This is a genomic window from Bacillus sp. FSL W8-0640 (genome assembly GCF_038007725.1).
In the GTDB taxonomy this organism is placed as follows: domain Bacteria; phylum Bacillota; class Bacilli; order Bacillales; family Bacillaceae_G; genus Bacillus_A; species Bacillus_A cereus.
On sequence record NZ_JBBOXT010000001.1, the window covers coordinates 4,947,114 to 4,970,764 of the forward strand.

Sequence of the window (23,651 nt, forward strand, 5' to 3'; positions counted from 1 at the left end):
GAAAAAGGAAAACGAGTTGACTATATTATCAACTCGCCCATTTCACCTTTTTTATTTATGTTCAGCTAACCATTCAGATACTTTTTTTGCATCTTCACCTTGAATAAGTCCTGGTGACATTGAACCACGGCCTTTTTTAATAATCTCTTCGATATCTGCAGCGTCGTACTTACCGCCTACTTTTCTTAAATCAGGTCCAGTTGCCCCTGATAAATCTGTTGCGTGACATCCCGCACAACTTCTTTGGAAAATTTGTTCTGCGCTGTCTGTGCTTGCAGACTGTTTCGAAGACTTACTCTCTTCTTTATTTCCGCATGCTCCTAAAGCAAAAACAACCGATGTCCCTAGCGCAATAGCCAACAATTTCTTTTTCACTTCTATCGCTCCCTATTGTTGATATTCTTTTTATTCCTAACACACTCATTTTCATTATAAGCATTATCTTTATATAGAAAAACTAAGGTGTATTTTATATTCCTCAAAAATACAGTGAGAACCTTGATAAAATAAAGCTTTCATAAGTTGTTTCAATTCTGTGAACAACTTAAAAAACTTCTATAAAGTATCCTTTTTAAAAGGAAAATTAGAAAAGTTCTATATAAATCTTTACCCTATTACCGCTCTATTTTACTATTCTCTACTTTTTACAAAACAATATACAGCATTGTAATCTACATATAATCCCATCAAAAAGAGAAGTTGTCGTTTCCAACTTCTCTTCCTCTTTACTTCATCTATAAAAATAAAATCAAATTCTTTATATCCTCTATTGTCCTCAGCATGCGCCAACAATTTCGTTGGCTTTTTTTCGCTTATTAGATGCGAGAACGTAAGTAAGCATCAATAAATGGATCAATCTCTCCATCCATAACAGCTTGTACGTTACCAACCTCCGTATTTGTACGATGGTCTTTTACAAGAGAATACGGGTGGAATACATAAGAACGGATTTGGCTACCCCATCCGATTTCTTTTTGCTCTCCGCGAATTTCATCTAATTCTGCTTGTTGCTCTTCTAGTTTCTTTTGATATAATTTCGCTTTTAACATTTTCATCGCATGCTCACGGTTTTTAATTTGAGAACGCTCCGACTGACATGTTACAACCGTATTTGTCGGTGTATGTGTAATACGAACTGCTGAATCTGTCGTATTTACGTGCTGCCCACCAGCTCCACTTGCTCGGTACGTATCAATTTTTAAATCTTCTGTACGTACTTCGATTTCAACTTCATCATTGAACTCTGGTACAACTTCACAAGATACGAACGATGTATGACGGCGCCCTGAAGAATCGAATGGTGAAATACGTACAAGACGATGTACACCTTTCTCTGCTTTTAAGTAACCGTAAGCGTTATGACCTTTAATTAATAAAGTTACACTCTTAATACCAGCTTCATCACCTGGTAAATAATCAACCGTTTCTACTTTGAATCCGCGTTTTTCAGCCCAGCGTGTGTACATACGTAATAACATAGAACCCCAGTCTTGTGACTCAGTTCCACCTGCACCTGGATGTAATTCTAAAATCGCATTATTTTTATCATAAGGATCACTTAATAGTAACTGAAGCTCATACTCATTCATTTCTTGAATTAAGCCTTTTACTTCTGATTCTAATTCCTCATGTAAATCTTCATCATACTCTTCTTTTAAAAGCTCATGCGTGATTTCTAAATTTTCAAACGTCTCATCTAACTGACGGAACTTTCCAACCATATCTTTTAACGCATTCGCTTCATTAATTACAGCTTGTGCGCCTTGTTGGTCATCCCAAAATCCTGCGCCCATCATTTTTTCTTCTAATTCTGCAATTTGTTTCTCCTTAGTAGGGAGGTCAAAGAGACCCCCTAAAAGCCGCTAATCGCTTAGCCATTTTCTCTAATTCCTGTCTAATTTCTACTAATTCCATTTCCTTCACCTCTATGTAATTGCTGTTACTTTCGTATGAAAACAAGGGAAACTCTCTCCACTTATTACGGAGAGAGTTTAATCCTTCTTAATTATACATTTTTGATATAAAAGTTTGCAAAACAGCCAAAGCTACCGTCCTATATTACTGAACGATACCACAGCAGTTTTTATATTTTTTACCACTACCACATTTACATAAATCGTTGCGGCCCACTTGGTCACCTTTTACAACTGGCTTTTTCTTTGCTTCTTCGCCATCGCTAGAAGGATGAACAGCTTCACCTTGAACAACTTCTTGACGTTCTAAGTTTTGTTCAATTTCAGCTTTCATAATGTAACGAGAAATTTCCTCTTCAATAGAAGCAACCATTGACTCGAACATCGCGAACCCTTCCATTTGGTACTCACGAAGTGGATCGATTTGACCGTAAGCACGTAAATGAATACCTTCACGAAGGTGATCCATTGCATCAATATGCTCTGTCCATTTCGTATCTACAACGCGGAATACAACAACCTTCTCAAACTCACGCATTTGCTCTTCTGGCATAAGCTTTTCTTTTTCATTGTATCGCTCTATTAATTTCGCGATAATCGGTTCGCTCATTTCCTCAGGAGCAAGGCGACGTAATTCTTCTTCTTTTACATCTCCGTCTTGAAGAAGGTTTGTATTTAAGTAGTCAACAAGACCTTTAATGTTCCAATCTTCTTCAATTTCCTCTTGCGTATGAAGGGCAACAGCACGTTCTACTGTAGATTTCATCATACCTTCAATAATGCCGCGTAAGTTGTCAGACTCCATTACCTCTTGACGCTGTTTGTAAATAACTTCACGTTGTTGACGAAGTACATCATCATATTGCAGTAACTGCTTACGTGCATCATAGTTATTTCCTTCAACACGTTTTTGTGCAGATTCTACCGCACGAGAAACCATTTTACTTTCAATCGGCTGAGAATCATCCATACCAAGGCGGTCCATCATTGCTTTCATATTATCTGAACCAAATCGGCGCATTAATTCATCTTCCATCGATAAGTAGAACTGCGTAACACCAGGGTCCCCTTGACGACCAGCACGACCACGTAACTGATTATCAATACGACGACTTTCGTGACGCTCTGTACCGATAACTGCTAAACCAACGTTTTTCACATCGTCTCCAAGCTTAATATCTGTACCACGACCTGCCATGTTCGTCGCGATTGTTACAGCACCTTTCATACCAGCCTCTGCAATGATATCTGCTTCACGAGCATGGTTTTTCGCATTTAAGATGTTATGACGTACACCTTTACGCGTTAACATTTTTGAAATAAGCTCTGAAGTTTCAATTGCAACTGTACCTACAAGAACAGGTTGTCCTTTTTTATGACGATTTACAATATCCTCAACAACAGCATTGAACTTACCTTCCATTGATTTAAAGATTAAATCGGCACGATCATCACGAATAATCGGTTTGTTGGTCGGAATTACAATAACGTTCATATTGTAAATGTTACGGAATTCCTCTTCCTCTGTTTTCGCTGTACCAGTCATACCAGATAATTTTTCATACATACGGAAGTAGTTCTGGAATGTAATTGTTGCAAGCGTCATGCTTTCATTTTGAATTTCTACACCTTCTTTTGCTTCAATCGCTTGGTGTAATCCTTCGCTATAACGACGACCTTTCATAAGACGACCAGTGAATTGGTCTACAATTACGATTTCGCCTTCTTGTACAACATAATCTGTATCACGGTGCATAACAACGTGTGCACGAAGTCCCTGATTAATATGGTGAAGAAGTGCTACATGTTTTAAATCGAATAAGTTTTCAATATGGAAAGCTTTCTCCGCTTTCGTAATACCATCTTCTGTTAGCATTACATTTTTCGTTTTCACATCAAATGAATAATCTTTTTCATTTTCTAACGTACGAACAAATGCATTTGCAAACATGTATAGCTCTGTTGATTTTTGAGCTTGTCCTGAAATAATAAGCGGCGTACGTGCTTCATCGACTAAAATAGAATCGACTTCATCGATAATAGCAAAGTGAAGTGGACGTTGAACGCACTGCTCTTTATATAAAACCATGTTATCACGTAAGTAATCGAATCCAAGCTCATTATTTGTGCTATACGTAATATCAGCAGCATAAGCCTCTTGTTTCTCTTCGCGTGACATACTATTTAAGTTAATTCCTACCGTTAAGCCAAGGAACTCATGAAGTTGTCCCATTTCGCTCGCATCACGTTGTGCTAAATATTCATTGACTGTAACAACATGAACACCTTTTCCTGTTAAAGCATTTAAATATACAGGTAATGTAGATGTTAACGTTTTACCTTCACCCGTTTTCATCTCAGAAATATTCCCTTCATGTAAGGCAATACCACCCATTAACTGTACGCCATATGGACGCATTCCAAGAACACGAGTTGCCGCTTCGCGAACAACTGCAAAAGCTTCAGGTAGTAGATCATCTACTGTTTCACCTTTTGTTAGACGTTCTTTAAATTCAAGCGTCTTTCCTTTTAATTGTTCATCAGTTAGTGGCTTAATAGATGACTCTAATGCATCAATTTGCTCAACTGTCTTTTGCATACGTTTAATTTGGCGTTGATTTACATCAAACACCTTTTTTAAAATACCGATCATAGGAAATACGCTCCTCTTTTTATTAAAATAAAACTTCCGATTGTTTTCTTTTTCTCTATTACAATCAGTCGTTATAAAAATCAAATGTATGTTATGCCAATTTTTCTCCTAATTAAAAAAACTAAAATGTATATACCTAATGATAATTGTAACACTTGTCTCATAACTATGACAACAATCGGCAAGATGTCGGGCCTTATATTCAGAAAAAGTTTTTATTTCATTTGTTACGTTCCTTTTCTCTGTCTCGCTATTTCAATTTCACGTTACAAATTTCGTATTAAATCTAAGTCATATTCTTTCAAGTTTCCTTTTAAAGAATATGACTACCAGAAATTCCTTAATAAAATCTAAATCGACAATTACAAAAAGCCGGAAACTTTGCAGGTGCAGCATCCATAGATACTTACACCTACAAAAAAACTCCGACTTTAAAAGATATTGTTATGTTGCAAGATCTACAAACACCATTAAAATATAGCTGTATCAATCATAAATTTTATTAATTTATCGGTATTTCTAATTCATGATATTTCCCTTTCTTATCCTTTATACAAGAAATGAATTTCACTTTAGTTGATTCATTTGAAAAGTTTTTATAATTTTTATAAGGGTCATCTCCTATAAAATAATTTGTCCCTATATACCCTCGTACTGTTTTACCAGCAGGTATTACAGGATCAAACTGATATTTTTTAGGTAATTCCATTGAATAAGGGATTAAATTATAAAACTCACCTATTTTAGAATAAAACATTGTATCGGAAATAGACTTATTACTAAGCAAGTTAATATCTCGATTTGTTGTATTTGTAATATCTAAAGGTAAAACATACGTCACTACTTCACGGTCTTCATAGGGATCATAAACTTTTGTAGGATCAAGAGGATTGAGTGCATGAAACGTAACTCCTTGCCCATCTTCAAAAGTTCTATTAGATAAAAACTCATCTTTTACCACTTTATAAGATTCATTATTAAGATTTAATGTTTTAAATCTTAATAAACTAGCAAATATACATAGCAACAGACACAATCCAATACTTATTAAGATATGTTTTCTCGTCACTCTTAATCTACCAACTTTCCATTATTAACATGTACAATACGATCTACCATTTCATTATCTAGAACATGCACATCATGACTGGCTACAACAATAGTCGTTCCCTTGGCTTTTTCTACTTTCAAAATATCTAAAACATCTTTTATCCCATCACTATCTAAAGCATTAGTTGGCTCGTCTAATAACAGTAATTTGGGTTGTTCCATTAAAGCTTGCGCTATCCCTAAACGTTGTTTCATACCTAAAGAGTATCTTTTATACTTTCTCTTATCTGTTTTATCAAGTCCAACCCTTTGAATAATATTATAAATCTCCTCATCGGAGATTTTATTGTTAATCGATGATAAAAATTTCAAATTCTGAAAACCAGTATACCCTGGAATAAAACTTGGATATTCAATCAATATTCCCATAGAATCAGGAAATTGCTTTTGTTTTCCAATTATTTCATTATCTATATAAACAACTCCAGAATTCAAGCGCATTAACCCTGATATAGCGCGTAAAATCATCGTTTTACCAGAGCCATTATGCCCCTTCAAAACTAAAAATTCGCCTTTTTTTACTGACAAACTAATATTATCTAACACAATATTTCCTTTTAATCTTTTCGTCATACATTCACATTTAATATAATTGTCCATAAATTATTCACCTATCACATCTAGTTTTTTAAAACAAAAACTACCTAATAAAATCATTACAACAACAATTACTACTCCTATTAAAAGTAAATCATTATATTGAATAGATTGATTATTACCTAAAGTCAATTGAATTGAACTGTGATCAACAAAATACCAACGATTTGGCATAACAAAAGAGCCTAAAAAATAAATACTATGAAAGAAAATAGACAAAAATAGGTACAACAACATTAGTACAAAAACAATAGTTATCGGTATATAAAAAGTTAAAAACTCAAAAATCAAAGCTAATAAAAAGCTTATAATTATTTGAATTAGCATAGTACCTAATATCTTATAAGGAAATTGACTATATAAATTTAAAAAATTATACTCGCCTAAAGAAAGCAAATAGTAAGCGCTAAACCAAATAAAATACATACCAATCCAAATAATAATTATATAAAAAAACAAAGATAATATTTTCGTTAACCACAGAAAATGCTTCTTCTTAACACGAGGAAATAAATAAACACCATTCTGTTGAATATCTGAAAAAGCAAAATTCCCTACAAGCAACAAAGGAGTGATTTGAAAGAAGATCCAATAAAAAGGGATAGAAAATCGCCCCTCCTTATAAAAATAAAATAAATCCACAAAATCTACTCCATGAAAAAATCGATAAAAGGTAGCATCTACTAATACAGATTCTTTACCATTACTAAGAGGCTGATTGTATAAAAAGGCAATTGCAATAATAGCGTAAATTAAGAATAAAAAAACCATTATCTTGATGGAATCTCGAAACCTTACATATAAATCTCTTTTTAACAAATAATATAAGATCATAATGTAAACTAGACCACCTCTGTCTCATCATTCATAGAAATATAACTTTTTTTAGATAAAATCCATACACTTATAAAAAAGATAAAAAAACAGCCAAATAAGCGTATAAATAAACCAGTAGCATCTTCAAAGACATTTATATAAAAAGCATTTGTAAATAAAAATCCATGTAATATAAATCTATCTAATAAAACAGCAGTAATCATACATATTATTACAAGTAAACTAGGTAAAAATAATTGCAATAAAGCACTTATCATACATATAAAAACACTCGCAAATAATTGAATGCAAAATAATAATGGATAATTTACATCAACACTAGTTACAGCCATCATAGTTGACATCAAAAACAACTGTAAAATCATACTCCCAGCAAAAAAGTAAACAAAAACGAATAATTTTAAATAATATATAGAAACTAATTTCAATGCATTATTCACTCTGTAAACAACATAAATACTAAAAAAGTTCGACATAGAATATACAGAAAAAACAATTGTTAAAGGAATAAATATAGTCGACAAATTATACAACGACATAACCTTATACAAAGCTTCCAATTCGTTCATTTTCTCTTTTACAATTCCGGGTTCAAAATAATTGAACAAGCAACCAATGATACTAACATTAAGTACAAAAAGAATACTTAACCAAACATATTTCATCCTTATAGTTTCTTTCATAACATTATAAAAGAACATGCTTCCTACTCCCCCGTAAATAAAGAACTACAGAACAAAACCAAATACATAACAGTACACTAAGAAAAATTTGTAATTCAAAAAAGCCAAAATCTTTAATTAAATAATCTTTAGGATTGAGAATCCCTTTTCCAATACCAAGCCAAAAAATATGTAAAATAAATGGAACTAAATAAATAAAATAAACTCGTTTTATAAAAAACGAAACTGATAAAGCTAAACTCGAAAAAGCCGCACCGTATAAGCCATTTAAAAATACATACATTAGAAAATATAAAGTAGGGTACTTATAATAAACTATATGAAATTGAGCTGTTGGCGAAACAGTAGAAGCCATATAATTTAATATTGGATGCGGAGCAACTGTTGGATAAGTCATCACATATAAATAAAAATTAAATAGTAAAGGGACACTTATAATAAAAAAAGATACAATAAAATTAATAAAATAAAGCAGCTTAAAATAATAACATGTTCCCATCTTAGAAATAACAGGATAAATAAATCCATAATTTTTATCAATTCTATAAATCCCTGCTACAGCCATTGCGGAAAGCATAGGAAATATAAGTAAATAAAACTCACTATAAAACGATAATCTATTAAAATATTAGATAAATATGGGGATACCTTTATAATCCCAGCATCGTTAAATCCTTTAGTTGTCACAAACATAGCAATATATTGAGCAATAACAATTACTAACATAATAAATAAAGACAACCAAAACATCCTACCTTTTAAAATCCTTCCTAAAAAGTAACTCATCTATAGCTCCTCCATAAACCATTAAATTTAAATCTTTTTTAATATGAACAATTGATCCGCAACACCATAACATTTCTTTTCTTTATTTAACCAAATGTAACGAAAAGAAACATTTGCTCTCTCTCCTTCAAATTTAGGAAACTCAACTTCATACTGATAAACATCATTTGCGCCTTTTCTTTTTACACTCTTAACTTCTTGTTTCCACTGAATTACTTCTCCATCAGTTTGTTCAATCCGTCCCAAGAGATACGTTGGTTTTTTCTTATTCGTAACACCCGTCAAAAAAACATAATAATTTTCTGGTATAACTCCTAATTTCAATTTTTTATTTGAAAGCTTATCCTCTATTAAACTATCATTTTTTTCTATTTGTCCTTGAAAGAAATCATCACCATTTTCACTTTCCAAAAACACTTGTTCAAAAATAGTATTTTTGTTAATCCCTTTTAATTCAATACTTTTCAAATTATCTTTTTCCGTTAAAGTATCTTCAATATGTACAATAGGTTCATCTACTTTCTTTTGACAAGAAACTAAGAAACTAATACTCAATATAAAAAAACAAACTAAAATATATTTTGAAATAAACCTCATTACAGCTCCTCCTATTTTAAAAATGAAATAGCAGGAAAAGTCGTATAATCCGGATTTGAAACTATACCACTTTTTCTAGCACTATAAAATAAATAATTTCAATTTATAATTTCTAAATCAATATTCAATGTAAGGTCCACTAGGTCTTACACTATCAGGACTCCAAGCAGTAGGATAAGCATTATTTTCTCTAGAATAACCACCAAATCTCACAGGCACATTTTTCCGATGGTTTTCATATGCATAATTTTGAAAAAGATATGTTCTACCTGGTATCACTGTTCCTTCATGCTTACCTGAAACATTTACCCATTTTCTATCTTCTGCATTTTTATTTTTATCTGCTTCTGTCCAAACATTGAAAGAACCTCCGCCCTTCTCACTGCTCTTCACACGCATATACATAGAGGTAGGCGTCTCTTTAGGACGTGCATTAGTATAATCATATGGACTCCAAAGTCTAAAGGTAAAATTCACATGGTCATCCCTTGTACTAGCCTTAGCCGGTTCGGTTAAAGCGAAAGTACTAGCTAAAATACCTAACGATAAAACAGATCCAAACATAAAACGACTTTTTTTCTTAATGCCCACTAAAAGCACCTCCGATAATTTGTAGCATTATATTGATTGTATTTTTCGACTGAAGGAACAAAATCAATATAATACAATATTATGGTAACAACACCTCAACACACCTTCAATGGATTTCAGAATATTTAATATTACTTTTACACTTGCGAACATTTCGTTAAATTTTTAAAAACAATACTATATCCCTAGCAAAGAATTACTTGTAAAGGTAGCTACATTCCTATGCCTGTTCCAAATAATAAAGAGTAACTCACCTCTCTAAGTTTCGAATTTTCTCCTGCTGTTTTGAGGAAATACCGCCTAAAAATCACTTCTTAATGAAATCGGCTACTTATAAAACTTTTTTAACCTTGCTGCGAAAAATACAAAAAAAGCGCAGCCATTTCGGCTGCGCTTTCGAATTATTATTTAGTTTCGATTAAACCGTATTTCCCATCTTTACGGCCATATACAACATTAGTTTCGTTTGTATCAGCATTTGTGAAGACGAAGAAATTATGTCCTAGCATATCCATTTGTAGGATTGCCTCTTCAACGTCCATCGGTTTTAAATCGAATCGTTTTGTACGTACAAGTTCTAATTCATCTTCTTCTACCTCATCCAAAACAGCTACTGCTTCTGGAAGGATAAAGTTCGTTTTCATAGAACCTTTCTCACGTAACTTACGATTTACTTTTGTTTTATGTTTACGAATTTGTCGCTCAATTTTATCAACTACTAAATCGATAGCAGCGTACATATCGCTATTAGTTTCTTCTGCACGAAGTAATAAATCAGTAAATGGTATTGTTACCTCGACACGTTGCTTGTCAGAGTATACTTTTAAATTAACTTTAATCTCTGGGAATGTATCAAAATAACGCTCTAACTTACTTAGTTTTTTCTCTACATATTCCTTTAATGCTGGAGTTACTTCAATATTTTCACCACGAATGTTGAATTTCATAGATGAATTCCTCCTTTCAAGCCTATGTATTATAATTTCGACATTGGCTTAAAAACTCCTTCTAACTTTTTTAAAAAAATTAGTGGAATTGCGATTTTTTTATCGTTTTTTGTTGAAATGAAAAGATGCATCGTTTCTATCTTTATTTTATCCTATTAACATCGTGAATAACGAATATTTCTGTGGACAATTCGTTACAGAAAAGAAACAACTTTTTGACAACTTACACTATAACAAAAACCCCTTGCGAAAAACAAGAGGTTCTACTACATATATATAACGTTGCCACAAACGCAGCTTTCTCTTCCAAAAACAATATACCCTACAGTTTCACAACATTAGCTGCTTGTGGTCCACGTGCTCCATCTACAATGTCAAACTCTACTTGTTGCCCTTCTTCTAATGACTTATATCCATCTTGTTGAATAGCAGAAAAATGGACAAATACATCGTCACCATCTTCACGCTCAATAAACCCAAATCCCTTTTCTGCATTGAACCATTTCACTCTTCCTTGCATGTTCATTCCATTCCCTTCACTCTAAAAATCAGGGCATTCGCCCCATATTTTGACTATAACGAATGACAACATATGAAGTCAAAGAAGACTTATCGCCTTTTTATTATCCCTTTCGACACTGCCATATTAACTTCTACAAAGTGTCAAACTAGATACTTCTCTTGCCCCTCTTTCATATAACAAACTTCCGATTTGCCTAACTGTAATCCCTGTCGTATACACGTCATCAACGAGTAAAATATGTTGCCCAGAAAACATCTCTTCTCCCTGAAAATAAAAAGGATTGCTTCCTGACACCCTTTCTTTACGTGTCTTCTTACTTTGCTTTTCTGTTTCCCTTCTTCTTAATGATGGATAAGAAATTTTGACAGGCAAACAAGTTGCTAATAACTCAGCTTGATTAAAACCACGTTCAATTTCCCTTTCCTTACTAAGCGGAACAGCGATAACAGTTGAAACATTGGCAAAATGCTTTTGAAATAAATTTCGAAAAGGACGATAAAAAATGTGCACTAACTCTGCATCCCCCCGAAACTTAAACTGCGCTACTATTTCTTTCATCTCATCATCATACATATATAACGAACGGTTTTTAAAAGAACGATACTTCTCCTCTTTCGTCCACCTTATACAATCTATACAAATACCGTCTTCTTGAAATGAGGCAGGAACAAATTCTAAAGGTCGCCCGCACTCCATGCAAATTTCTCCTATAATATAGGAAAGTTTCTGCTCACATCTATCACATATATATTTTCTATGACACTTTACAAAAAAAGTGTACCAACTAATCTTTTCTACAAAACACTCATCACAAAGTAAACAATGCATTAATCGATCAATCCTTGTTCTTTCGCATTTTTATTCATACCTTGAATATGTTTTTTCGCGCGCACCATCGCCTCTGTCTTGCCATAGTGAAAATAAATGACCTCTCCATACGGTGCTTCAAAGCTCCGCCCTGCTCGGCCCGCAATTTGTACGAGCGCACTTTCTGAAAATATTTCTTCTTCCGCCCCCAAAACTGCGACTTGCAAATTTTTCACCGTTACGCCTCGCTCTAAAATTGTCGTTGTAACTAATAATGGGATTTCTCCCTTTTTGAAAGCCGCTACTTTTTCTTTTCTCCCTGGATCTTCTGCATGTACACCTTCAATTCGATTGTTTAATGGTTTTAACAACAAGCTTATTTCTTCTATATATCGCACATGGGGGACGAATAAAAAAATAGGGAATTTTTTATTTAAGTATGTTTGTAACCACTGTAGTAAAACTCGAGGAATTCTTTTATGAATGAGGTTTTTTTTCCAATTCCCGCACCAACAAAATAAAGGAACTGGCAAAGGATGACGATGATATCGTCCAGAAACAATAACACCTTTTTGTTTACCTTGTTTAAGTTTTCGCTTCCACGTTTCATCTGGAGTCGCAGTTAAATAAATACGCGCCGCTTTTTCTTTCATCGCTTGTTTTACCGCGTACTGTAACATTTGATCTGCACAATATGGAAACGCATCTATCTCATCTACAACCATGACATGAAACGCCCTATAATAACGTAATAATTGATGCGTAGTCGCAACGACTAGTACTTCATCTTTTTCTTTATCCACACTCCCTCCATATAAAGCCGCTACCTTTATATATGGAAATACTTCTTGCAATCTCGGTGCTAATTCCAGAACAACATCCGTTCTCGGCGTTGCGATACAAACTCTTTCTCCTTTTTGAAGCGCTTCGTTAATTCCGTAAAACAACATCTCTGTTTTCCCAGCCCCGCATACAGCCCAAATAAAAAATGATTCTTTTTGCTTAATAGCCTCTATAACTCCTTGCGCCGCCAAATTCTGGCCAGTAGACAACGTCCCGTTCCACTGTAACAAATTTGAATTCTTTTCTCTCTTTCTTTCAGCAATCCCGCGAACAAGTACAGCACATTCACTTACTCTCCCCATCGTTATACACTTCCGGCAATATGCGCACACTTTACTGCACCTTTTACATAAAAACGACGCAAATAGCCGCCGATCTACATTTCCGCAGCGTTGGCACATATATTTAGAATTCTTCTTTTTTACACCTTGTACACATACGATCTCTCCCTTCTTTTTCAAATCGTTTAATTCCCTCTGTAAATCTGAAGAAAGTTCTTCTAATAGCAACTGTTTCCCCGCTAGCATCAACAATCACCTCCAGCACTACTATAAACCTTTCTCATCATCTCGTAAAAACTCAAAAAAGCCGATAACCTACTTATAAAATAGTAAGCTATCGACTTTATACACGTTTTTTATTCTTTTATAAATCCTAGAATCGACCGTATCCTAAGAAATGTTTTTGGTTATACGAACTGTTAATATCACCGTACGCAATTCCTTTATCACTAGCATGGATCATTTGGCCATTACCAACGTAAATACCGATGTGAGATGGACCTGCTTTATAAGTACCTTGGAAGAATACTAAGTCTCCTGGTTGTGGGCTATCTACTTTAGAAACTGAGTTCCAGTAACCCCTAACGTCTTGACGACCTACACCAAAGATGTAAGAAATGAATCCACTACAGTCAAAACCACCGTTTGATGGAGATGCACTTCCCCAAACATATGGTAAACCTAAGTAGCTTTGCGCTTTACCAATTACGCCACCCACATTTGGAGCTGGTTTTTTCTCTTCTTGTTTAGGTGCTTCTTTCTTAGGCTCTTCCTTTTTAGGTGCTTCTTTTTTAGGCTCTTCTTTTTGAGCTTGTCCACCATTGTTTGCTGGTGCAGCTTGCTCTGCAGGTGCTTGTGCTGGTTGAGCTTGCGCAGCTTTAGCAGCTTGCTCTGCTTGTTTTTGAGCAGCAGCTTCTTGTGCAGCTTTTGCTTGTGCTTCTTCTTCTGCAATGCGTTGTAATTGTAACGCTTGTTTCTCAAGCTCTTTCAATTGACCTTCCGTACTTGTCATTGAAGTTACAACTGTATCCATTTTACCGCTTAAATCGTTTACCGCTGTTGCTTTTTTCTCTTTTTCAGCGTCAAGTTCTTTCTTAGCAGTTTCAATTTGAGCTTGTGCTTCTTTTAATTCTTTTTGTTTCTCTTTTACCGTTGCAACATCTTTTTTCACACTAGCTTGATCTTCTTGTTGTGTTTTCATGATATCTTCATCAGACTCAAGAATTTTAGAAACAGAAGTTAAACGATCAACTAAATCTGCAACGTTTTTAGAGTTTACAAGAACTTCTGTTACAACGTTCGTATTTGGTTGTTCTTGAAGTGCAACTAAACGCTTTCTTAATAGCTCTTCACGTTTTGCAATCTTTGTTTGTAATTCTGCAATATCTTTATTTTTCTTTTCAATTAATTGCTCAGTATCAGCAACTTTTTTCATTGTTTCATCAAGCTTTGCAGCATTCTCTTGAACAGATTTATCTAAACCTTGAATTGTTTTGTTTAAGTCATTCATTTGCTTTTGTAATTCATCACGTTCTTGTTGTTGTTTATGTAAAGTGTCATTTTGTGTGTTAATTTGTGATTTCACGTCAGAAATTTTATCTTCTGCAAATACATTTGGTGTTAGCCCAGAAAACATTAATCCTGCAACTAATGCACAAGATGCCATTTTTAGCTTTTTCATTTTATTTTTTACACCGCTTTCTTTTTTCTTTTTCCGTATATAACCTATAAAATTTATACCATAATTCGGGATTTTTTTTGCTAATGTTACGTTTTTGTAAAACAAATGTAATATTATATGTAGCTCTAGCGCAAAATGCGTATATTTTTGTATGTATGTGTAGAAATTTATATACTTTTCTCACTTCTATAAACAAAGAAAAAACGTAAGGAATTCCTTACGTTTTATTAAATATACGAATACAGATGAAATGCTACTTCATCCATTTCTCAGCCCAATTTTGGACCTCATCCATAACACTTTCTAACGCTTTTCCCTTGTCAGTTAAGCCATACTCGATTCGAACTGGTACTTCTGGATAGACATTACGAACTACAATGCCCTCGCTTTCCAATTCCTTCAAACGCTCTGACAACATACGATCGCTCATATTTGGGATAATATCTGCGATTTCTCTAAAACGTTTCGACTCTTCAAGCAAAGATTTAATAATTAAGCCAGTCCACTTCTTACTAAGCAGAGTAAAAGCTGACTCAAACTTTGGACATAAACAAGAATTATGCTCCATATGTTTCACCTCTCTTCCATTATAATATAGTTTCTTGTAAAAAGTAAGTTATAAAACTTTCCTCATTATTTTATTTTACGTACATTTTACCATTTCCAAATATTAACTTGTCAACTAAACGTAACATACCCGTAAAAAAACCCTCTTAAAAAGAGAGCTTTTTATATCTTTATTACTTCGTATACCATCCAAGACCTAATGCACCTTCACCTAAGTGCGTACCAATTACAGCTCCAAAATAACCTGTACGAATTGTGACGTGAGGATATTTTGCTTCTAATTCTTTCTTCCATTCATGCGCTTCCTCTTCACGTTGCGCATGAATGATAACTGCTTCCATAGGTACACCTTTACTTGCTTGCTCATCAAAAATTTCAATGATACGTTTTAATGCTTTTTTACGTGTACGAATCTTTTCAAACGGAATAATGATTTTATCTCTAAAATATAAAACTGGCTTCACTTGTAACAGACTGCCGATGAAAGCTTGCGCGCTATTTAATCGACCACCACGTTGTAAATGATGTAAATCATCAACTACAAAATAGGCGTCCATCGTTTTCTTCATTTCATCAAAACGAGCGATAATCTCTTTTGGATTCTTTCCTTCACTTGCTAACTTTGCACCTTCACGCACATAAAATCCTTGTACTTCACAACTAATTTCAGAGTCATACGTGTATACATCAATACCTTCTACCATCTGTCCAGCTGTTGTTGATGTTTGATATGTACCACTAATTCCACTTGATAGGTGAATACTAATAACTGCATCATAATCTTTAGCTAGTTCTTCATATAGCTCAACAAACTTTCCGATTGCTGGTTGAGAAGTTTTTGGAAGTTCCTCTTGTTCACATACTTTCACATAAAAATCATCTGCTGAAATTTCAGCTTCTTCTTGATAAGATTCTGTTCCAAACACAACGTTTAATGGAATCATATATATATTGAGTTCATCACGAATTTGCTTCGGTATATATGCCGTACTATCAGTAACAATAGCTATTTTCATTTTCGTACCTGCCTTATAAAAAGTTTTATTTCCTAATTTTACACGAAAACTACAAATGGTGCATCCATACATGAAAATGCCGGTTGAAATTATACCTACCATCTCGACAAATTACAACAAAAAGATTAAATACTCACCAAAAACTTCAGCATATTTAGAAAAAATGTTTGAATATAAAAAGGCTCGCTTTTAAAATGGAAAGTACTAGTCATTTTGATAGATAGGGGCGTACACAAGTGCTATTACAATATTTTACAATCAAAGACTACGGCGAACACGAAATCGTCATTCAAAAATCAAGATTTATTTGTTATATTAGCCGAGCAACAACTGAGGAAGAGGCTCAAGAATTTATACAAAAAATAAAAAAACAACATTGGAATGCAACACATAATTGTTCCGCTTATTTAATTGGCGAACAAGATCATATTCAAAAGGCAAATGATGACGGTGAGCCTAGCGGTACAGCTGGCGTACCAATGTTAGAGGTACTAAAAAAACGCGGACTAAAAGATACCGTCGTCGTCGTAACACGCTATTTTGGTGGCATTAAACTTGGCGCAGGTGGATTAATTCGTGCATATGGAAAGTGTACAAGCGAAGGCATTAATCATGTCGGTGTTGTTCAGCGAAAACTAATGCGTGTGATGCAAACCGAGATTGATTACACATTACTTGGCAAAGTGGAAAATGAATTACGCAATTCAAAATATGTCATTAAAGATATTCATTATCTAGAAAATGTCACATTTGATACGTATGTAGAAGAAGACGGCAAACAAGCATTTACAGATTGGATGATTGAATTAACAAACGGGAAATGTACAATTACAGAAGGAGATATGTTGTACTTAGAACAAGATGTTATCTAAGAATAACCCATTTATCACCTTCAAAGATTAATGTAGTGAATTACTTCCCTACAAATGAACTAACGAACTAAGGAGATTATATATGGAAGAACGTTATTATCATCTCCAAAATAGCAGAATAAAAAAGAAGCGAAGAAGGAAACTTTTCTTCTTCCTTATTTTCGCATTTTTATTTGGCAGCATAGGAGTTTATGTGTTAAATTCTTACTCTTCTCTTATGGGGATGTATAGTGGTTTTACTCGTGAAAAATCGGATTTAAGAAACGAAGATGTAGAAATTACAAAGGAACCTTTTACAATTCTCATTATGGGTATAGAAGATTATGCGACAGATGGTCAAAATGGTCGTACAGACTCATTAATGTTTGCAACAGTCAATCCGAAAACTAAAAAGATTTCGCTTATGAGCATTCCTCGTGATAGCCGCGTTCCGATTGTCGGAAAGGGAAAAGAAGACAAAATTAATGCCGCCCATGCTTACGGTGGAGAGGAAATGGCAATCAAAACTGTAGAAGGTTTTCTAAAAGTTCCTGTAGACCATTATATTAAAATTGATTTCCAAGGCTTTAAAGGTATCGTTGATGCTGTTGGCGGTGTTACCGTTGACGTACCCTTCGATTTCTGGGAGCGCTCTGACGTGGATTACTACAAAAAAATTCAGTTTAAGCAAGGACAGCAAAACTTAAACGGTGAAGAAGCACTTGCTTATGTCCGTATGCGAAAGCAAGATCCAAATGGCGATTATGGTCGAGCTGCTAGACAAAGACAATTACTGGCCGCTGTTGCCCAAAAGCTAAACTCCACCTCTACTGTATTTAAAATTAAAGATTTAACAGCTGTCGTTGGAAAATATATAAAAACCGACATTCCTATTTCAGACGGACTTGCTCTTTACAATAAACTTTCTGGATTTGATCCTTCTACAATGCAAACGTTAAAGCTTGAAGGCGAAGACAAAAAGATAGGCGGTATTTATTACTTCCTTCCAGATCCAATCAGTGTAGAAACGGTGCGTAACGAAATTGAAAAAGAATTAGGAGAAAAAGCAAAAAAACCAACTACAAAAAACAACTCAAGTCCTGATTCAAATTCTAATTCTAACGAACAAACAAAAAAAGCAACAAACCAAAATAAAACACCAACTGATCCGCCACCTTCTACAAATGCTCATGCAGAGTGGATTATGCGCAATCAGCCGTAACAAAAAGGCCCAATCTATGCGATTGGGCCTTTTTTATTTACTTATTAAAGTGCTGTAAAATTGCTTCTACAATACGCTCTGATGCACGACCATCACCGTAAGGGTTAGATGCTTTCGCCATCTTATCATGAGCTTCTTTATCTGATAACAGCTCATCAGCAAGACCAAAGATTGTCTCTTCGTCTGTTCCTGCTAATTTCAGCGTACCTGCTTCAATACCTTCAGGGCGCTCTGTTGTATCACGAAGAACAAGAACTGGTACACCAAGTGATGGAGCTTCTTCTTGTACACCACCAGAATCCGTTAACATTAAGTATGAACGAGCTGCAACATTGTGGAAATCAATTACATCTAGCGGCTCAATTAAATGAATACGGTTATGTTCACCTAAAATTTCATTTGCTATTTCACGAACAACAGGGTTCATATGAACAGGGTACACAACTTGTACATCTTCATGTTTGTCAACAAGACGCTTAATTGCACGGAACATATTACGCATCGGTTCACCTAAGTTTTCACGGCGGTGAGCTGTCATAAGTACAAGACGATCATTTCCAAGTTTCTCTAGTACAGGATGACTATATGTTTCTTTTACAGTCGTTTGTAGCGCGTCAATCGCTGTATTTCCTGTGATGAAAATACGTGACTCATCTTTATTTTCCTTCTGTAAGTTCGTTGCTGATTTTGCTGTCGGTGAGAAATGAAGATCCGCCATTACACCTGTTAATTGACGATTCATCTCTTCTGGGTATGGAGAATACTTATCCCACGTACGAAGGCCCGCCTCAACATGACCTACTGGAATTTGATTATAAAAAGCAGCTAAACTTGCAATAAATGTTGTTGTTGTATCACCATGTACAAGTACAATATCCGGCTTCGCTTCTTTCATTACTTTATCCAAACCTTCTAAACCACGTGTTGTAACATCAATTAAAGTTTGGCGGTCTTTCATAATATTTAAATCGAAATCTGGCGTAATTCCAAAGATACTTAATACTTGATCTAACATTTGGCGATGTTGTGCTGTTACAGTCACAATCGATTCAATTTTTTCTGGGTGTTTTTGCAACTCTAATACAAGAGGTGCCATTTTAATTGCTTCTGGACGTGTCCCGAAAATTGTCATTACTTTTAAACGTTCAGTCATGTGATTGCCTCTTTTCTTTCACTAATTACAGCTTCTATTATGACATATAAAAATATGCATGAGTACATCCCTTTTTAACGCATAACAGAAACTTTTCTATTACAAATACTTTTTCTTCCCACCGAGTAATAATCTATCTTTTGTTTCTTAACATCTTCATCAGTATAACAATTTCTCCCATCAAATAAAATAGGCTCCCTCATAAGTTGTACGTACTTTTCTAACGGATAAGTTTGAATATCTCCCCATTCTGTTACGATAAAAACCGCACTCGCATCTCTAATCGATTCATCTATACATCTACTATATTGTATAGCATCTCCAAATATATTCTTTACATATTGAATTGCTTTTGGGTCATAAAGAACAATATCTGCACCTATATTAATTAATGCTTCTATTATAATAAGAGATGATGCCTCTCTAATATCATCCGTATTCGGTTTAAAGGATGCGCCAAGAACTGCAATCCGCTTTTTATTCATGTTCATAACTTTTTTCGCTTTTTCAATCAATAGCAGCTGTTGCTTATTATTTACTTCAATAACTGCTTTTAACAAACGAAAATCATGAGCAACATTTCCCGCAATTTGTACCAGTGCTTTCGTATCTTTCGGAAAACACGACCCTCCGTAGCCAATGCCCGCATTTAAAAAAGATGCACCGATTCTCTTATCCATTCCCATCCCTTTGGCAACATCCAATACATTCGCGCCTACCTTCTCACATATATTTGAAATTTCATTAATGAAACTAATCTTTGTAGCTAAAAAGGCGTTCGACGCGTATTTAATCATCTCCGCACTTTTAATATCTGTAACATACGTTTCTAAGCATAATTGACTATACAAACTCTCTACTCTTCTTGCTACTTCCTTACTATCCGCTCCAATTACAATACGATCTCCATGAAAGAAATCATAAATACCTGAACCCTCACGCAAAAACTCTGGATTCGATACGATATGTACTGTATGCCTCCCTTTTAACTTCTCCTCAATCCATCCCTTCATTACATCATTTGTGCCTACTGGAACTGTACTTTTCGTAACAACAATAATATCGTTCGTCGCATATAATCCAATATCGTTACAAGCACTCTGAATATACGTTAAATCTGCCGTCCCATCTAATAACGGTGGTGTTCCAACTGCAATAAATATAAACTCTACATCATCAAATGCCTCTTCTTTATTTGATGTAAAAGTTAAAGCATTATTCTCATATGCATAATTTATTAATTCATGTAATCTGGCCTCATAAATAGGTAAATCCCCTTGTTTTATCCGTTCAATTTTTTCATCATCTATATCAAAACATGTAACTGAATGCCCTAATTTTGCCAATCCTACTCCTGTAATCAATCCAACATATCCAGTACCTACTATCGTAATTTTCATTTCCTTTTCGCACAGGAATTTACAATAGAAAAGATATGAAATATAGAACTCTCCCTGCGCTTCCCCCTCTCATATTAAAAATGAGAAAACCCTTTTCCTTCTTCATTATATGAATTACTTCCCTTACTTTTTTTAAAGTTTTTGTAAAATTAAATGCACTATAAAGTAAAACTTAATCAGTGAGAATCAGGCTGCCAGGTCACGCGTGATAAATTCCCACATTTTAACACGAAACTTACTCATTTCTACGTGCAACACTTATAATACTGAAATAAAAGTATTCACTATTGAAGAAAAAGAGGAAATGTTACATTCCAAAGCCCAGTACGATTAACCTTCTTATATGATTCAACATTCTATATACAATTGTCATATATTCTATCCGCTTCCATTAACCGTAAAAAGAAAAAAAGATTGAATTCTAATCTTTTTGTGATACCATATGTTATGAGCCTGTAAATAAACATCATAATTTTCAGATAAATATATTTTCAAAAAAAAATTACGTTAGACTATAAAGGGTGGGGTATTAATGGACTCACAAGTGATTTATGCCATTTTGGCATCTTTCATCACTGTACTCGTCGTTACTCCTTTAGTTATTAAATTAGCTTTTAAAATAGGAGCGACAGATAAGCCAAACGCACGTAAAGTGCACCAAAAGATTATGCCACGTCTTGGCGGGTTGGCAATATTTATTGGTGTAGCTGTAGGATTTGTTGTCGGCGGCTTATATGAACAAAGAATGTTATCGATAACGCTAGGTGCGATTATCATTGTAATCATCGGAATTTTAGATGATATGTACGAGTTATCTGCGAGAGTAAAATTCGGTGGACAACTGTTAGTTGCCATTATGATTGTAAAAAGTGGATTATTAGTGCAAGTATTATATATCCCATTCCTTGGGGATACTGAACTTGGATGGCTTGCTTATCCAATTACAGTATTTTGGCTTGTAGGTATTACGAATGCAATCAACTTAATTGACGGCTTAGATGGATTATCTGCTGGGATTTCATCTATCGTACTTGCAACGCTAGCATATATGGCCTTCACTAGCCCATGGGGTACTGGAACAGCTATTATCTTGCCACTTGCATTAATTATATTAGCAAGTACAATTGGATTTTTATTCTACAACTTCCATCCAGCAAAAATTTTCATGGGAGATACAGGAGCACTATTTTTAGGATACTGTATTTCTGTTATATCGTTACTTGGATTATACAAAAGTGTAACGTTATTCAGTTTTATCGTTCCAATTATCATTTTAGGTGTACCTATATTTGATACGATATTTGCAATCATCCGTCGTATCGTAAATAAAAAACCTATTTCAGCACCAGATAAATCGCATTTACATCACCGCTTACTTGCAATGGGATTCTCTCATCGCAAAACGGTACTAATTATATACGCATTCGGTATTTTCTTTAGTGTAAATGCCATTATTTTCACTAGTGCAACGTTATGGTTATCCATTATTCTTCTTTTCGCTTTGATTTTCTTCACAGAAATCATCGCTGAAATAATCGGGCTTGTACATGAACGCTACAAACCAATCATTTCCTTTTATAAAAAAGTGAAAAAACGCGAAGACTAATTGTAGTATAGCCTTTTCAATTATGAAATATTCAAATAGCATCCTCTTTCTTATAAGAGGATGCTATTTTTTATTCTCATTTTATATTTCCAAAATATAGATTGTTTGAGAGTTCCTCTATTGGAGAAAGATATACATAATAAGAAAAGTATCAAGTTTTCTTTTTACATCTTGATTGTCAAACTGAGGGTGAATGTTATGATCAAGCGAGTATTTCAATGTATTATTTTATTTTTAACGATTACTATGTACGTATCATCTAATACTGAAGCAACAACTGTTATTCCTGCTGAATATCATCCAAATACTGAAACAACTTCTCCTACACAAAAAATTGCGTACTTAACATTTGATGACGGGCCAAACAAATATACTACACAAATTTTAAACATCTTAAAAGAAAAGAACGGAAAAGCAACTTTCTTTGTTATTGGCGGAAAAGTGCCACATTACACAAAAACGATGCAACGATTAATTAAAGAAGGACATTATATCGGGCTCCACAGCATGTCACATGATGTAAAACGCCTTTACACTGGTGACCCTTCCACTTTAATTGCAGAAATGGAGCAAACACAAAGCATTGTCCAGCAAGTTACGAAATTAAATACACATCTCGTTCGCGTTCCATATGGTAGTATGCCTTACTTAAAAAAGAATTACCGTGACGCACTTGTATCGGCCCAGTATAAAATGTGGGATTGGACGATCGATACATACGACTGGAAAAGCTATGACAATCCTTCTGCCATACTCGAAAGAGTACGTAATCAAAGCGATGAACAAGTCGAAGTCATTTTAATGCATGATTCGAGTGTAACCGTACAAATACTGCCAAAAGTAATTGATTATTTACAGTCACAAGGATACAAACTTCTTCCCTATAATCCTTCTTCTCATCTCAAGGTGAATTTTTGGAAAGACACAAGATTGTAACAGCTTTAGTGCCTATGTGCTAAAGCTGTTTTATTTTTCTCTTCCCACCCT

General features: G+C 34.4%; 22 protein-coding genes and 2 pseudogenes. 5 read left to right on the forward strand and 19 right to left on the reverse strand.

All coding sequences use genetic code 11. The features are described from left to right. Positions 1-51: 51 nt before the first annotated feature. The 3 genes from cccB to secA form a co-directional block, all read right to left on the reverse strand. A complete protein-coding gene (gene cccB / locus N2V80_RS25705) occupies positions 52-375 on the reverse strand; it encodes a cytochrome c551 (protein WP_000727971.1) in 324 nt (107 codons plus the stop codon). A gap of 440 nt (positions 376-815) precedes the next feature. Then, a protein-coding gene (gene prfB / locus N2V80_RS25710) for a peptide chain release factor 2 (protein ID WP_096001716.1) occupies positions 816-1,914 on the reverse strand; the annotation gives its coding sequence in 2 pieces (ribosomal slippage) (positions 816-1,841 and positions 1,843-1,914; 1,098 coding nt in all). A 144-nt stretch (positions 1,915-2,058) separates the two neighbouring features. Beyond that, positions 2,059-4,566: a preprotein translocase subunit SecA gene (gene secA, locus N2V80_RS25715; protein ID WP_000579387.1), complete on the reverse strand. Its 2,508-nt coding sequence runs from the start codon at positions 4,564-4,566 to the stop codon at positions 2,059-2,061. A 356-nt stretch (positions 4,567-4,922) separates the two neighbouring features. On the opposite strand from secA, the pseudogene N2V80_RS30585 reads away from it, so the two are divergent. Continuing rightward, positions 4,923-5,072: pseudogene (locus tag N2V80_RS30585) on the forward strand (tyrosine-type recombinase/integrase); the annotation flags it as partial. Here the strand turns inward: N2V80_RS30585 and N2V80_RS25720 are convergent. The 14 genes and pseudogenes from N2V80_RS25720 to N2V80_RS25785 form a co-directional block, all read right to left on the reverse strand. Continuing rightward, on the reverse strand, positions 5,069-5,596 hold the full coding sequence (locus N2V80_RS25720; protein WP_033668381.1) for a hypothetical protein: 528 nt from the start codon (positions 5,594-5,596) through the stop codon (positions 5,069-5,071). The pseudogene N2V80_RS30585 and the gene N2V80_RS25720 sit on opposite strands and share 4 nt — an antisense overlap. A 41-nt stretch (positions 5,597-5,637) precedes the next feature. Next, entirely contained in the window at positions 5,638-6,276 is a 639-nt protein-coding gene (locus N2V80_RS25725) for an ATP-binding cassette domain-containing protein (RefSeq protein ID WP_000371027.1), read from the reverse strand. A 3-nt stretch (positions 6,277-6,279) separates the two neighbouring features. Beyond that, the gene (locus N2V80_RS25730) at positions 6,280-7,044 is read right to left on the reverse strand and encodes a hypothetical protein (RefSeq protein WP_061655249.1); all 765 of its coding nucleotides are present in this window, start codon (positions 7,042-7,044) and stop codon (positions 6,280-6,282) included. Positions 7,045-7,115: 71 nt separating this feature from the next. Continuing rightward, entirely contained in the window at positions 7,116-7,811 is a 696-nt protein-coding gene (locus N2V80_RS25735; protein ID WP_000466510.1) for a hypothetical protein, read from the reverse strand. After that, positions 7,798-8,579, reverse strand: a pseudogene (locus tag N2V80_RS25740) (hypothetical protein). Before N2V80_RS25740 ends, N2V80_RS25735 begins: the two are co-directional and overlap by 14 nt. Before the next feature lie 27 nt (positions 8,580-8,606). Further along, positions 8,607-9,176, reverse strand: a complete 570-nt coding sequence (locus tag N2V80_RS25745) for a hypothetical protein (RefSeq protein ID WP_001211057.1) — start codon at positions 9,174-9,176, stop codon at positions 8,607-8,609. 117 nt (positions 9,177-9,293) lie between these two features. Beyond that, positions 9,294-9,767, reverse strand: a complete 474-nt coding sequence (locus N2V80_RS25750) for a hypothetical protein (RefSeq protein ID WP_061655227.1) — start codon at positions 9,765-9,767, stop codon at positions 9,294-9,296. A 404-nt stretch (positions 9,768-10,171) separates the two neighbouring features. Beyond that, on the reverse strand, positions 10,172-10,714 hold the full coding sequence (gene hpf, locus N2V80_RS25755) for a ribosome hibernation-promoting factor, HPF/YfiA family (protein WP_000671186.1): 543 nt from the start codon (positions 10,712-10,714) through the stop codon (positions 10,172-10,174). A 322-nt stretch (positions 10,715-11,036) separates the two neighbouring features. Then, positions 11,037-11,234, reverse strand: a complete 198-nt coding sequence (gene cspC / locus N2V80_RS25760; protein WP_001990088.1) for a cold shock protein CspC — start codon at positions 11,232-11,234, stop codon at positions 11,037-11,039. Between the two features lie 126 nt (positions 11,235-11,360). Then, positions 11,361-12,065 (reverse strand): ComF family protein, encoded by a 705-nt coding sequence (locus N2V80_RS25765; RefSeq protein WP_080450914.1) that lies wholly within the window; start codon positions 12,063-12,065, stop codon positions 11,361-11,363. Continuing rightward, a complete protein-coding gene (gene comFA, locus N2V80_RS25770; RefSeq protein ID WP_061655225.1) occupies positions 12,065-13,414 on the reverse strand; it encodes an ATP-dependent helicase ComFA in 1,350 nt (449 codons plus the stop codon). The genes N2V80_RS25765 and comFA overlap by 1 nt, the downstream gene beginning before the upstream one ends. 127 nt (positions 13,415-13,541) lie before the next feature. Next, positions 13,542-14,954 carry a C40 family peptidase gene (locus N2V80_RS25775; protein ID WP_061655224.1) on the reverse strand — a complete coding sequence of 471 codons (1,413 nt, stop codon included), beginning with the start codon at positions 14,952-14,954 and terminating at the stop codon, positions 13,542-13,544. 148 nt (positions 14,955-15,102) lie between these two features. After that, positions 15,103-15,417, reverse strand: a complete 315-nt coding sequence (locus tag N2V80_RS25780) for a winged helix-turn-helix transcriptional regulator (protein ID WP_000400857.1) — start codon at positions 15,415-15,417, stop codon at positions 15,103-15,105. Positions 15,418-15,589: 172 nt separating this feature from the next. Further along, positions 15,590-16,432, reverse strand: a complete 843-nt coding sequence (locus N2V80_RS25785; RefSeq protein WP_061655247.1) for a DegV family protein — start codon at positions 16,430-16,432, stop codon at positions 15,590-15,592. A 236-nt stretch (positions 16,433-16,668) separates the two neighbouring features. Between N2V80_RS25785 and N2V80_RS25790 the strand changes: the two genes are divergently transcribed. Beyond that, positions 16,669-17,304 (forward strand): YigZ family protein, encoded by a 636-nt coding sequence (locus N2V80_RS25790; RefSeq protein WP_000926666.1) that lies wholly within the window; start codon positions 16,669-16,671, stop codon positions 17,302-17,304. An 82-nt stretch (positions 17,305-17,386) separates the two neighbouring features. Then, positions 17,387-18,505 (forward strand): LCP family protein, encoded by a 1,119-nt coding sequence (locus tag N2V80_RS25795; RefSeq protein ID WP_000392785.1) that lies wholly within the window; start codon positions 17,387-17,389, stop codon positions 18,503-18,505. Positions 18,506-18,542: 37 nt separating this feature from the next. Here the strand turns inward: N2V80_RS25795 and wecB are convergent, their stop codons facing one another. Together wecB and N2V80_RS25805 are read right to left on the reverse strand one after the other, a co-directional pair. Next, positions 18,543-19,658 (reverse strand): non-hydrolyzing UDP-N-acetylglucosamine 2-epimerase, encoded by a 1,116-nt coding sequence (gene wecB / locus N2V80_RS25800; RefSeq protein WP_000140145.1) that lies wholly within the window; start codon positions 19,656-19,658, stop codon positions 18,543-18,545. Positions 19,659-19,732: 74 nt separating this feature from the next. Next, positions 19,733-21,058 (reverse strand): UDP-glucose dehydrogenase family protein, encoded by a 1,326-nt coding sequence (locus tag N2V80_RS25805; protein ID WP_000704920.1) that lies wholly within the window; start codon positions 21,056-21,058, stop codon positions 19,733-19,735. Positions 21,059-21,590: 532 nt separating this feature from the next. Here N2V80_RS25805 and N2V80_RS25810 point away from each other — a divergent pair. Together N2V80_RS25810 and N2V80_RS25815 are read left to right on the forward strand one after the other, a co-directional pair. Further along, positions 21,591-22,664 (forward strand): glycosyltransferase family 4 protein, encoded by a 1,074-nt coding sequence (locus tag N2V80_RS25810; RefSeq protein WP_000378319.1) that lies wholly within the window; start codon positions 21,591-21,593, stop codon positions 22,662-22,664. 198 nt (positions 22,665-22,862) lie between these two features. Next, entirely contained in the window at positions 22,863-23,600 is a 738-nt protein-coding gene (locus N2V80_RS25815; RefSeq protein ID WP_000597152.1) for a polysaccharide deacetylase family protein, read from the forward strand. Positions 23,601-23,651: the final 51 nt, after the last annotated feature.